We start from the raw sequence: 11,944 nt of genomic DNA, 5'->3' as shown, positions 1-11,944 counted from the left end.
GGCTGGGGATTTTTTTGCGCAAAAACTACTTATTGCCGGTCACATCGAGGTGGTGGGCCAGGAACAACGAGGTGGCAACGCCGTCAACCTCCGGTTCGCGCATCGCATAGTCTTCGATAACCGCGCGAATGCGGCCCATCATTTCCTTCTGCGTAGCCTCGGATAATTTCAACCCCACGCGGATGACCTGAATTTCCTCGGGCTCCAGCCCGTTGATTTCCTGCAAGAACGTGTCCACAAGCAGGGGAGCGGCATCGGGGATGCGGGTACCCCACGATTGGCGGGTGCTGCGATACGGGACTTCCTTCGCCCCCCGGTTTCCCCGGCGAGGTTCCTCTGCGCTGAGAAAACCGCTGCTCACCAGCGTGCGTACGTGATGCAACGAGGTAGCCGGGTTCAACTCGAGAATGTCAGCTATTTCCTTGTTGGTGCGAGGCTCATGCAGGCATAGGCGCAGAATTCTAAGCCGCAACGGCGAGCTCAATGCTCGAGCGCGGGCTTGGACGTGTTCGTCGGACGGCATATGGCCAGCATACGCGAAATTGGCCCAGTGATTGGTATCTTCAAATCACATGTCGCGAAACCAGCGGTCTGCGGGCGGCGGCGCAACCGCGCAAGGAGCTCCGCGGGGCTCCGTGGAACCTCTGCGGGCCTGTCAACGCGCGGGCTCGCGCGGAGGGATTACTTCAGGGTTGGCGGACGAGATCGGCGTACCGGTGGCGGCGGAACGCGTTTGGCATGGGTGATATTTTCACGCTCCACCTCGACCGGGCCGCGCCGAGTGCTGATGCGGATCTTGTCCGCATTCACCTCGATGACCTCCCCAAGTACGTCGCTGCTGGCGCGGTTGCCTGTGGCGACAGATGACTCGGTAAGTCGGTAGCGGACCACAATGCGGTCACCGGGAGTAAGATCTTCAAATTTGAGCATATTTTCCGTCATGTAATTGTAAGAAGAATTCACTTTCGCAGTCGCGCAACGAAATGTGAATGGTCGATTACGTCACAGGATGAGCGTGCGAGATCCCTTGCATGGGTATCAGGACTAGACTGTAGCTAGAGCTTACTTGCGGATTCAACGAGCAGTCGTTAAATCCGTGAAACCGAAGTGAAATCTTAAAATTGCGCTAAGAAAGGTCTCAGCACCCGTGACTTACATCATCGCCCAGCCGTGCGTCGACGTTAAAGACAAGGCGTGTGTCGAAGAGTGCCCGGTAGATTGCATTTACGAAGGCGAACGCTCGCTGTACATTCATCCCGATGAGTGCGTCGACTGTGGTGCTTGTGAACCGGTGTGCCCCGTCGAGGCCATCTACTACGAGGACGATGTTCCGGACGAGTGGGCCGACTATTACAAGGCCAATGTCGAGTTTTTCGACGAACTTGGTTCACCCGGTGGCGCCGCTAAGATTGGAAACACAGGAAATGACCACTCGTTGATCAGTGTCCTGCCTCTGCAAAACCAAGGCTAGGTTCCCCCGTATATGCTTGAGCTCCCCGATTACCCCTGGAACCAGCTCGCACCCTACCGCGAGTTGGCTGCCGAACATCCAGGTGGTGTTGTCGATCTTTCCATCGGCACACCTGTCGATGACACACCACAGGTAATCCAGCAGGCTCTGGCAGAAGCCGCAAATTCCCATGGATACCCGACCACCCACGGAACGCCCGCGGTGCGTCAGGCAATCGTCGACTGGTATGCCCGACGGCGCAACGTCACCGGGCTCGGTATTGACGATGTCATGCCCACCGTTGGTTCCAAAGAGCTGGTGGCCTGGCTCCCGCTCTTGCTCGGCATGGGTGCCGAGGACATCTTGGTGCGTCCGAAGATTGCTTACCCCACTTACGATATCGGTGCTCGCTTGGTTGGAGCCACGGCCATCGCCGCGGACGATTTGAGCGAACTGACCGAGGCGGAACGCGCTCGCGTGAAGCTGGTCTGGGTCAATTCTCCCGGTAACCCCACCGGCAAGGTCCGCGACGTGGAATCGCTGCGCCAATTGGTCGCCGAGGCGCGCGAACTCGGTGCGGTCGTGGCCTCCGACGAATGCTACGCCGAGCTTGGCTGGGATGAGTTCGACGGTCAGGTGCCCAGTGTTCTGGACCCGCGGGTCAACGGTGGAAACCTGGATAATTTACTCTCGCTGTACTCGCTGTCCAAGCAATCGAACCTCGCTGGATACCGGGCCGCATTCGTTGCCGGTGCCCCGAATTTGATGCCCGCGTTGGTCAACAGCCGCAAACATGCCGGCATGATCGTCCCGGGTCCCATTCAGCACGCAATGGTCATCGCCCTGGGTGATGACGCGCATGTGGCCGCGCAGCGTGAACTGTATCGGGCGCGCCGCGAAGCGTTGCGCCCAGCTCTTGAAAACTTCGGGTTGACCATCGAGGATTCGGTGGCCGGACTCTACCTCTGGTGCACCGAGGGCCGCTCCAGCTGGCAGACGCTGCAGCGCCTGGCGGAGCTTGGAATCGTCGCCGGCCCAGGTGCCTTTTACGGAACTGCCGGGCAGTCGCACGTACGTGTGGCGCTGACCGGTTCCGACGAACGGATCGCCACGGCCGTTGAGCGGTTGAATTCATCCGCCGCCCGGTGAAGATGACAGTCTAATTAGCATGAACGGGTCAGTTAGCGGTATGTTCTACCGTGACGACTGACCTTTCGGAACTAAAGCCTTTCCGGTTAGGAGATGCAATGACAGATACTAAATCTGCACAGCTACATTTTGGTGAATCCAGCCTAGAGCTACCGGTTATCCCGGCTGCCGAGGGCAATGATGGTTTTAACGTAGCGCCACTATTGAAGACCACCGGGAACGTAACCTACGATCCCGGCTTCATGAATACCGCGGCCACTAAGTCCGCGATCACCTACATCGACGGCGACGCAGGCATCCTGCGCTACCGCGGTTACCCAATCGAGCAGCTGGCACAGCACTCGAGCTTCACCGAGGTCAGCTACCTGCTGATCAACGGCGAACTGCCTTCGGCGACCGAGCTGGAAACCTTCGATGGTTCCCTGCGCCGCCACACCCTGCTGCACGAAGAGCTCAAGGGCTTCTTCGGCGGCTTCCCCCGCGATGCACACCCCATGCCGGTGCTGTCCTCGGCCGTTTCGGCCCTGTCGACCTGGTATCAGGATTCGCTGGATCCAACCGATGACGTGCAGGTCGAGCGTTCGACCCTGCGCCTGCTGGCAAAGCTGCCGGTACTTGCCGCCTATGCGCACAAGAAGTCCATCGGCCAGGCACTGCTGTACCCGGATAACTCGATGAACATGGTCGAGAACTTCCTGCGCCTGTGCTTCGGTACCGCCGCCGAGCCTTACGAGCTGGACCCAGATGTGGTCAAGGCCCTCGACCTGCTGCTGATCCTGCACGCAGACCACGAGCAGAACTGCTCGACGTCCACCGTGCGCCTGGTCGGCTCCTCGGATGCGAACATGTTCGCCTCGGTCTCCGCAGGCATCCATGCCCTGTCGGGCCCAGCACATGGTGGCGCCAACGAGGCAGTGCTCAAGATGCTGCGCGAGATCCAGTCTTCGGGCATAACTCCTGAGGCCTTCATGGAGAAGGTGAAGAACAAGGAAGACGGCGTACGCCTGATGGGCTTCGGCCACCGCGTGTACAAGAACTACGATCCACGTGCACGCATCATCAAGCAGACCGCACACGATCTGCTGGCCAAGCAGGGCAATAACCAGCTGCTTGACATCGCGATGAAGCTGGAAGAAACGGCGCTGAACGATGAATACTTCATCTCACGCAAGCTCTACCCGAACGTGGACTTCTACACCGGCCTGATCTACACCGCGATGGGCTTCCCGGAGAAGATGTTCACCGTGCTCTTCGCCATCGGCCGCCTGCCGGGCTGGATCGCCCAGTGGCGCGAACTGATCAAGGACCCAGAGACCAAGATCGGCCGTCCACGCCAGTTGTACATGGGTGAGACCGAGCGCAACTACCCGGGCGTCTAAGCCGCGGATAGACGATTGAGTCTTGGCGAAACGGCCGGGCAAGCACGAAAGTGTTTGCCCGGCCGTTCCCTGTTTTAACGCGGAATTTCGGCGTATCCTAGGGTTCTAGGGCGCAATGATGCGTGGAAAAGTCAGGTGGTGCGCGTGTATTTTCGTCGTGGCAATAATTGGACTTTGGCCATAAATACAAATCCGAGCATGGTGTTGGCACTTTACCTACGCGAGTTGGGCGGGCTGGACCCGACCGAGGTGGGACCGAACTCCGGACTTGCGCCTGGCATCAAGGCACGCGGCAATCGGCAGGTGGCGGCCGGGCAAATCAAGCAGGAATGGTCCTCCTGGTGGGATTCGCTCATTTCCCGAAATCCAACAAACGATGCCGAAGGCACCGTGGATCTGCTGGCGGACCTAGGCGCCGGCTGCTATCCAGAACTAGCGAAGCTGGCCAGCGCGCACTACGGGCAGGCCACCTTGTACGCTCAGCAGCACCGTGCGAAATTCAGCGAGCAGTCCAAAGACTATATTCCGCAGCGCATGGACGAGGTCGAACGGATTCTCATCGACCACGGGGTAGAACATGCCCAAGAGGTGGAAGAAATGCAGATTCAGGTCATCGACGTGCCGCTCACCGAGCCGCGGGCCTGGCTGATCGGCGGCGCGACGATCGTCGCGAGCACCTCGTTGTTGCGTGACGGGCGGGCCTTTCACGGTTACATCCAACCCATGGTGACCATCATCTTCCCCTGAGCACTGCACGGATAAAGGTCGAGGGACGCACCAGCCGGTGCGTCCCTCGACCTTTTGCGTTGGGAGAACTAGTTGGCGTGCAGCGCGCTGTTCAGCTCGACCTGCTGTCCGGCGCGGGCCAGTGCCTCCACGGCGCCGCTGACCGAATTGCGGCGGAAGAGCAGGTTCGGGACACCGGAGAGCTCCAGGGCCTTGACCGACTTCGCACCGAGCTGCACCCGGGTGCCAGCGGTAACGTAAAGCCCTGCTTCGACCACGCAGTCATCTCCGATGGAGATGCCCACCCCCGCATTGGCTCCCAGCAGGACGCGCTCGCCAATGGTGATGCGTTCCTTGCCGCCGCCGGAGAGCGTGCCCATGATCGAGGCGCCGCCGCCGACATCGGAGCCGTCGCCGACAACCACGGAGGCCGAGATGCGCCCTTCGACCATCGAAGCGCCCAGGGTGCCGGCATTGAAGTTCACGAAGCCCTCGTGCATCACCGTGGTGCCTTCGGCCAGGTGCGCGCCGAGGCGGACACGGTCCGCATCGGCGATCCGCACGCCGGTGGGCAACACGTAGTCGACCATGCGCGGGAACTTGTCGACGCCGAAGACATCGACGTTGCCGCGGGCACGCAGTTTCAGTCGGGTCATTTCGAATCCCGCCACCTGGCAAGGGCCGAAGTTGGTCCACACCACGTTGGCCAGGTGTCCGAACACGCCGTCGAGGTTGATCGAGTTCGGGGTGACCAGGCGGTGCGAAAGCAGGTGCAGGCGCAGCCACACATCGGCGGTGTCGGCAGGCGCCACATCGAGGTCGATGGTCAGCGAAATGACCTTCTGCGTGGTGCCACGCTGGGCGTCGTCGAGTGCGGCGGCGGAAAGTTCGCCGGAAAGTTCTGGAGCCTCGGCGAGCACACCGAGAACGGGGGCCGGGTACCAGACGTCAAGTACGGTGCCATCGGTCGCGATGGTGGCCAAACCATGACCGGAGGCCAAACGTACTGAGGAGTCAAAAGAAGTTGCTGCAGGTTCAAAAGTCATTCTCTGATCGTAGCGTTTGCACTGCGAGTAATGTTGATAAATGACAGCGGTATGAACTCAAAAAGTGTAGAACGATGGGTATTGTGAACGAATTAGACCTTCGAGAAGACGTCGCCAGCTTGACCGAACGGATCATGAATATCGAATCCGTCTCCGGAAACGAAAAGGCGTTGGCAGATGCGGTCCATCAAGCGTTGTTGGCGCTGGAGCACCTGGAGGTGCATCGGGACGGGGACTCCATCGTGGCGCGCACTCGGCTCGGTCGCGAGCGACGGGTGGTGCTGGCCGGGCACCTGGATACGGTGCCGTTGCCGCATACCCAAGGAGCGCGCGGCACGGTGCCGGCCACGGTGGTCGACGGGGTGCTCTACGGCCGCGGGGCGACGGATATGAAAGGCGGGGTCGCGGTCCAGCTGGCTCTGGCCGCCGAACTGACCGATCCACGCTATGACGTCACCTACATCTTCTACGACCACGAAGAGGTCGCCGCGGCGAAATCCGGATTGGGACGTCTGGCCCGGAATGCGCCAGAGCTGCTGACCGCCGACTTTGCGATTCTGCTTGAACCGACCAACGGCACGGTGGAGGGCGGCTGCAATGGCACAAGCCGTTTCCTGGTGCGAACCACCGGCGCCGCGGCGCATTCGGCTCGCGCCTGGATGGGGGAGAACGCCATCCACAAGGCCGCTCCGATCCTGGCACGCTTGGCAGCCTACGAGCCGCAGACCGTCGATGTCGAAGGCCTGGCCTACCGGGAATCGATGAACGCGGTACGGATCTCCGGTGGCATCGCCGGGAACGTGATTCCGGATTATTGCGAGGTGGAGGTCAACTACCGCTTCGCCCCGGATAAGGACCTGGCCCAGGCCGAAGCGGCCGTGCGCTCGCTGTTCGAGGGATTTGAGGTCGAACGCACCGATGGTGCCGAAGGCGCCCGCCCGGGCCTGGACCAAGCCATTGCGGCCTCGCTGGTCGAGATCCTCGGGCAGGAGCCCAAGCCGAAATACGGTTGGACCGATGTGTCGCGTTTTTCTGCGCTGGGAATCTCGGCGGTGAACTTTGGCCCGGGCGACGCCTTGCTGGCCCACACCGATGACGAGCATGTCACGCAGCAGGCCATCCGCGATTGCCGCAACACCCTGCGTGCCTGGTTGAGCGAAACCAAATAGTAGCCGGACCCTTGGACCCGGGGGTTAAAACAGCAGTTGCCTCCCCCAAAGGAGAGGCAACTGCTGGCGAGGAGCAATCCGACTAGCTCCGAGGATTCGGTTCGTCCTCGGCGTTCGGAGTTGGTTCCACCGGCAATACCGAGGGAGCTCCGACGACTGCAGCCTGCGGGGCCTGGCCGCCGGTCTTGTCCTTCTTCTCCCTGCTGCCCAGACGGCGCGAGACGATCTCGGCAATCTTGCCCAGGGTGAAGTTGATCAGGATGAAGATCGCCGCGGCAACGATCAGTGCCTGCAGGACGTTGCCGTTGGGAGACGAGTAGGTGCGTGCGAAGAACAGCAGCTCGTTGAAGCTGATGATGTAGCCCAGCGCCGAGTCCTTCAAGATGACGATGAACTGCCCGATCAGGGCCGGCAGCATGGCCACCAACGCCTGGGGGATTTCAATGAACCGCAATGACTGCCCGCGGGTCAGGCCGATCGCAATGCCTGCCTCGCGTTGCCCCTTGGGCAGGTTATGCACGCCGGAGCGCACCAGCTCGGCGACCACCGAACCGTTGTAGAACACCAGTGCGGCGACCACAGCCCACAGCGCGGTATCTCCGGGCAGTTGCAGGGAACGGGAGAAGAACACGTTGAAGAACACGATCATCAGCAGCACCGGCACGGCGCGGAAGAATTCCACGACAACGGTGCTGAACCCGTTGATGAGCTTGTTCTGCGAAAGCCGTCCGACGCCGAAGATCAGGCCGAAGATCACCGAGCCGACGATGCCCAGCACGGCGGCCTTGAGCGTGTTCAGCAGACCCGGCAGCAGATAGTTGGCCCAGGTGCTGCCTTCGATGAAGTCATCCCATTGGGAAGGCTGCATCTGGTCCTTGTTGGCCAGCCCGAAGATGATCCAAGCCAGGAGTCCGGCCGCAATCAGCGCGCCGACGACGTTGATGGCTAGGATGTTTCGCCGGGCCTTAGGACCCGGGGTGTCAAAGAGAATCGAGGCGCTCATCGTGCCACCGCCAGTTTCTTGGAGAGCCAGGTTGTTAGCAGACCCACCGGGATCACGATGATCACAAAGCCGACGGCGAAGGTCAGGAAGATCGGGATCACGATGTCCGCGCGGAATTCGATCATGGTCTTCATGGTCGAGGAGGCCTCGGTTGCCACCGAGCCGACGGCTGCTACGGTCGAGTTCTTAATCAGCGCGATCAAGGTGTTGCCCAACGGGACGATTGCGCCGCGGAAGGCCTGCGGCAAGATGACCTCGCGGGCCGCAGGCAAGAAGCTCAGCCCTATGGCGCGAGCGGCCTCGGCCTGCCCCAGCGGCACGGTGTTCACGCCCGAGCGGATGGCCTCGCAGACGAATGCTGCGTGGTAGAGGGCAAGTCCCATGACCGCCAAGCGGAAGAAGTTCCCCTGGAAATCTCCACCCAGGTTGAAGCCCAATTGCCCGTAAAGCGCCAGCACTCCGAAAAGGATGATGATCGTCAGCGGAGTGTTCCTGATGAGGTTCACATAGCTGGCGCCTATCGCACGGAAGCTGGCGACCGGTGAAATGCGAAGGAGCGCAAGTACCGTGCCTAGGAGCAGGGCGCCCAGAGCGGCCCAGAAAGTTAGTTGGATGTTGACCCAGAATGCTCCGGGTACGTCGTATTCAGTGAATATCGATAGATAGTTGTCCACTGCAAGCCTCTATCTCGATGGCCGCACCTGCGGCCAAGCGGCTATGGGTGTGGTGCCCGCTGCACGGGGCACCGCGAAACATGAAGGTGTGCAAAGGGGCCAAGGGCAATGCGCTTGGCCCCTTTGCTACGGATGCTGCTAAGCGCAGGTATCCGAGAGTTCCGGTGGGTTGGTTTCCGAGTTCGGCGTGTAGCCGGTGCCCTCGGTGTTTGCCGTCAAGGCTTCTTCCCAGGCGCCGGATTCGATCATCTTGGTGATCGCCGCGTTGATGTCGCCGCACTTGTCGGTTCCGTCGGGAAGGCCCACTCCGTAGTTTTCCTCGGAGAACGGTGCACCGGCAACCTTGAACTTGCCCTGGTAGGCAGGCTGGGCCGCCAAACCGGCGAGGATGATGTCATCGGTGGTCACCGCGTCGATGGTGCCGCCGCCCATCTGGGTCACGCATTCTGCGTAGCCCGGAAGCTCCTGCAGGTTGGTGTTCTCGGCGTAGTTGTCCTTCACCTTCTGGGCCGACGTGGAACCGGTGACCGAGCACAGGTTCTTGCCGTTGAGGTCTTCGGGGCTGGCGATATCCGAATCGGTGGCCACCAGCAGATCCTGGCCTGCAACGAAGTATGGTCCGGCGAAGTCGACAACCTTATTGCGTTCCTCGGTGATCGAGTAGGTTGCGAAGATCATGTCGACCTGGTCATTCTGGAGCATGGTTTCGCGGTTCGCCGAAGGGGCCGAAACCCATTCGATGTTCTCCTCGGCGTAGCCCAGCTCGTTGGCAACGTACTTGGCAACATCTACGTCGAATCCGGTGTAGTTGTTGCCGTCTTTGAAGCCGAGGCCCGGCTGGTCGAACTTGATGCCGATGCGGATGCTCTCGGCATCGCCTTCGCCGCTCCCGCCGCCACATGAAGTGAGGGCCAAAGCCGCCACGGCTGCCATTGCAGCGACAGCGCCTAAACGATTCTTACGCATGATTCCTCCTGAATACAGAATGCGGTGATGGAATTAGTGGTTGGTAATGAGCTTGCCCAGGAAGTCCTTGGCACGGTCGCTCTGCGGGTTGGTGAAGAACTCGTGCGGAGTGGCCTGCTCGACGATCTGCCCGTCGGCCATGAAAATCACTCGGTCGGCGGCCTTGCGGGCGAAGCCCATCTCGTGGGTCACCACCAGCATGGTCATGCCTTCCTTGGCCAACCCGACCATGGTGTCTAGCACCTCATTGATCATTTCCGGGTCCAGCGCACTGGTCGGCTCGTCAAACAGCATGACCTTCGGCCTCATGGCCAGCGCACGGGCAATTGCCACGCGCTGCTGCTGGCCGCCCGAGAGCTGAGCCGGCAATTTGCCGGCCTGGTTGGCGACGCCCACGCGCTCCAAGAGCTGCATGGCGAGCTTGTCCGCCGCGGCCTTCTTCAGCCCCTTGACCTTGATCGGGCCGAGAGTCACGTTCTCCAGGATGGATTTGTGCGCGAAGAGGTTGAAGGACTGGAAAACCATTCCCACATCGGCGCGAAGCGTCGCCAGCGCCTTGCCCTCCTCGGGCAGGATCTTGCCATCGATGCTGATTTTGCCGTCGTCAATCGTCTCCAGACGATTAATGGCGCGGCAGAGCGTCGACTTGCCCGAACCGGAAGGTCCGAGAATGACTACAACCTCACCCTTGGTGACCTGAAGATTGATGTCGTTCAGTACATGGAGTGCCCCATAATGCTTGTTGACCCCAGTCAATTCAACGATGGGGCCGTCAGACGAAGCTTGAGCTTGCTGATCGCTTTTCATAATCTAGACATTACTTCATGTGACGCACATAATGCGAGGCTACGAATGCGTCACAAAAAGTTGTTATCAAACTGTTCCGTAATCGTGCATCGGGCAATGCGCTGGATGCTGGGTGGTTACCGATAGAGTGAGGTCATGGTCCATAAGCGTAAAAGCGAAGAAAATGCGCATGCAGGGCGCAAGGTCCACGTTGAGGCGAGCTGGCCAAACAAAGAGCCAGCCGAGCAACTTGACCGCTATCTGCTGGAGAGTCCGCAGGAAGACGTCACGCATAGCGATGTGTGGCGCGTGCTGCGCATCCAATCGGAATTCGTCTCTGGATTCGGTTCGTTGGCAGGGCTGGGACCAGCGGTGTCGGTTTTCGGTTCGGCGCGCACCGATCCGGACAGCCTGTACTACAAGCAGGCTTATCGCATCGGGCAACGGCTAGCCCAGTCCGGGGTAATCACCATCACCGGTGGCGGCCCGGGCGTGATGGAGGCTGCCAACAAGGGTGCCAGCGATGCGGAAGGCTCTTCGGTGGGGCTGGGGATCGAACTGCCCTTCGAAACCGGGCTGAATTCCTGGGTGAACCGCGGCATCAACTTCCGCTATTTCTTCGTGCGCAAAACCATGTTCGTCAAGTACTCGCAAGGATTCATCGTGCTGCCCGGCGGTTTTGGCACCTTGGACGAGCTTTTCGAGGCATTGACCTTGGTGCAGACGCAGAAGATCACCGGATTCCCCATTGTCTTGGTTGGCACCGAATATTGGGGTGGGCTGGTGGACTGGTTGACGGATGTGGTTGCCAAGGAACGCGCCATTTCACCAAAGGACCTGGATCTCTTCCACCTCACCGACGATCCCGACGAAGCCGTGGACATCGTGTTGCGTAATATGGTGGAGGACCTGGACAAGAAGCAATCGAGCCGGAGCTAGCCATGCCATTTTTTCTCATAGCATTGGCAATCCTGGCCGTGGGCGGCGTGGCGTTGTTGATTTCAAGCCAACGGAAATCGGTTCCGGCCGGCCGGCATTTCGAATCCACGAGCGAGCCAATTGTGGGGCTCGTGGAGCATGAAGCGTCGTTGCCGCCGGTGTTGTTGCCGGAGCATCCGCGCGCCAACGATATTGACTCCGTGAAGTTCTCGCTGGGGCTGCGCGGCTACCGCTGCGATCAAGTAGACGACACTCTTGATGTGCTGGCTGCCGAGATCACCCGACTGGAAAATACAATTCGTGACATGGAGTCCCGGCGTGTGATTAGCGACACGACGCAAAATTAGCAATAATAGAAGATAAGTGTCCCTTATCAGCGACGAATCATCGCAGAAGGTGGACTTAGACATTGGGTTGTGCGCAAGGCAAAAAATGTTGCGCGCGTTAGCCACGGACGAAGGGAACAGCTCATATGGCTGCGATGAAGCCACGTACCGGTGACGGGCCGATGGAAGTCACCAAAGAGGGTCGAAGCCTGATTTTGAGACTGCCAATCGACGGCGGAGGTCGTCTGGTGGTGGAGCTGAACAGTGCGGAAGCAACTGAACTGCGTAACTGTCTAGTTGGGGTCACCGAATAATTCTTTAGCAAACCGAG

The 11,944-nt window shown here is 60.0% G+C and carries 15 protein-coding genes; 8 read left to right on the top strand and 7 right to left on the bottom strand.

The genetic code is table 11. The annotated features are described in order from the left end of the window. Positions 1-25 precede the first annotated feature (25 nt). Together CQ017_RS06230 and CQ017_RS06225 are read right to left on the bottom strand one after the other, a co-directional pair. On the bottom strand, positions 26-523 hold the full coding sequence (locus tag CQ017_RS06230) for a helix-turn-helix domain-containing protein (protein ID WP_096284528.1): 498 nt from the start codon (positions 521-523) through the stop codon (positions 26-28). 158 nt (positions 524-681) lie between these two features. Further along, positions 682-930 carry a hypothetical protein gene (locus CQ017_RS06225; protein WP_096284530.1) on the bottom strand — a complete coding sequence of 83 codons (249 nt, stop codon included), beginning with the start codon at positions 928-930 and terminating at the stop codon, positions 682-684. Positions 931-1,147: 217 nt separating this feature from the next. On the opposite strand from CQ017_RS06225, the gene fdxA reads away from it, so the two are divergent. From fdxA to CQ017_RS06205, 4 genes are all read left to right on the top strand, one after another. Then, positions 1,148-1,471, top strand: coding sequence for a ferredoxin (gene fdxA / locus CQ017_RS06220; protein ID WP_096284532.1), 324 nt, complete (start codon positions 1,148-1,150; stop codon positions 1,469-1,471). A gap of 12 nt (positions 1,472-1,483) precedes the next feature. Further along, positions 1,484-2,599 (top strand): succinyldiaminopimelate transaminase, encoded by a 1,116-nt coding sequence (gene dapC / locus CQ017_RS06215; RefSeq protein WP_096284534.1) that lies wholly within the window; start codon positions 1,484-1,486, stop codon positions 2,597-2,599. 98 nt (positions 2,600-2,697) lie between these two features. After that, on the top strand, positions 2,698-3,978 hold the full coding sequence (locus CQ017_RS06210) for a citrate synthase (protein WP_096284536.1): 1,281 nt from the start codon (positions 2,698-2,700) through the stop codon (positions 3,976-3,978). A gap of 198 nt (positions 3,979-4,176) precedes the next feature. Further along, positions 4,177-4,725 (top strand): hypothetical protein, encoded by a 549-nt coding sequence (locus CQ017_RS06205; protein WP_105553020.1) that lies wholly within the window; start codon positions 4,177-4,179, stop codon positions 4,723-4,725. Positions 4,726-4,793: 68 nt separating this feature from the next. On the opposite strand, the gene dapD is transcribed toward CQ017_RS06205, so the two are convergent. Then, complete coding sequence (gene dapD / locus CQ017_RS06200; RefSeq protein ID WP_096284540.1) at positions 4,794-5,750, bottom strand: 2,3,4,5-tetrahydropyridine-2,6-dicarboxylate N-succinyltransferase; 957 nt, start codon at positions 5,748-5,750, stop codon at positions 4,794-4,796. Between the two features lie 74 nt (positions 5,751-5,824). On the opposite strand from dapD, the gene dapE reads away from it, so the two are divergent. Beyond that, positions 5,825-6,919 (top strand): succinyl-diaminopimelate desuccinylase, encoded by a 1,095-nt coding sequence (gene dapE, locus CQ017_RS06195; RefSeq protein ID WP_105553019.1) that lies wholly within the window; start codon positions 5,825-5,827, stop codon positions 6,917-6,919. Between the two features lie 82 nt (positions 6,920-7,001). Here dapE and CQ017_RS06190 read toward each other — a convergent pair whose 3' ends face one another. From CQ017_RS06190 to CQ017_RS06175, 4 genes are all read right to left on the bottom strand, one after another. After that, positions 7,002-7,922 (bottom strand): amino acid ABC transporter permease, encoded by a 921-nt coding sequence (locus CQ017_RS06190; RefSeq protein ID WP_096284544.1) that lies wholly within the window; start codon positions 7,920-7,922, stop codon positions 7,002-7,004. Beyond that, positions 7,919-8,596: an amino acid ABC transporter permease gene (locus tag CQ017_RS06185; protein ID WP_096284546.1), complete on the bottom strand. Its 678-nt coding sequence runs from the start codon at positions 8,594-8,596 to the stop codon at positions 7,919-7,921. Before CQ017_RS06185 ends, CQ017_RS06190 begins: the two co-directional genes overlap by 4 nt. A 138-nt stretch (positions 8,597-8,734) precedes the next feature. Continuing rightward, positions 8,735-9,562 (bottom strand): glutamate ABC transporter substrate-binding protein, encoded by an 828-nt coding sequence (locus CQ017_RS06180; RefSeq protein ID WP_096284548.1) that lies wholly within the window; start codon positions 9,560-9,562, stop codon positions 8,735-8,737. A 33-nt stretch (positions 9,563-9,595) separates the two neighbouring features. Beyond that, on the bottom strand, positions 9,596-10,327 hold the full coding sequence (locus tag CQ017_RS06175) for an amino acid ABC transporter ATP-binding protein (RefSeq protein WP_219843920.1): 732 nt from the start codon (positions 10,325-10,327) through the stop codon (positions 9,596-9,598). 177 nt (positions 10,328-10,504) lie between these two features. On the opposite strand from CQ017_RS06175, the gene CQ017_RS06170 reads away from it, so the two are divergent. The 3 genes from CQ017_RS06170 to CQ017_RS06160 all read left to right on the top strand — a co-directional run bounded on the left by CQ017_RS06170 (position 10,505) and on the right by CQ017_RS06160 (position 11,927). Next, on the top strand, positions 10,505-11,287 hold the full coding sequence (locus tag CQ017_RS06170) for a TIGR00730 family Rossman fold protein (protein ID WP_105553017.1): 783 nt from the start codon (positions 10,505-10,507) through the stop codon (positions 11,285-11,287). A gap of 2 nt (positions 11,288-11,289) precedes the next feature. Next, entirely contained in the window at positions 11,290-11,634 is a 345-nt protein-coding gene (locus CQ017_RS06165) for a DivIVA domain-containing protein (protein ID WP_096284554.1), read from the top strand. 125 nt (positions 11,635-11,759) lie between these two features. Continuing rightward, positions 11,760-11,927 carry a DUF3117 domain-containing protein gene (locus CQ017_RS06160; protein ID WP_096284556.1) on the top strand — a complete coding sequence of 56 codons (168 nt, stop codon included), beginning with the start codon at positions 11,760-11,762 and terminating at the stop codon, positions 11,925-11,927. Positions 11,928-11,944 lie beyond the last annotated feature (17 nt).

Source organism: Arthrobacter sp. MYb224 (genome assembly GCF_002975455.1).
Classification (GTDB): domain Bacteria; phylum Actinomycetota; class Actinomycetes; order Actinomycetales; family Micrococcaceae; genus Glutamicibacter.
This window is presented reverse-complemented; position numbering and strand designations above follow the sequence as displayed.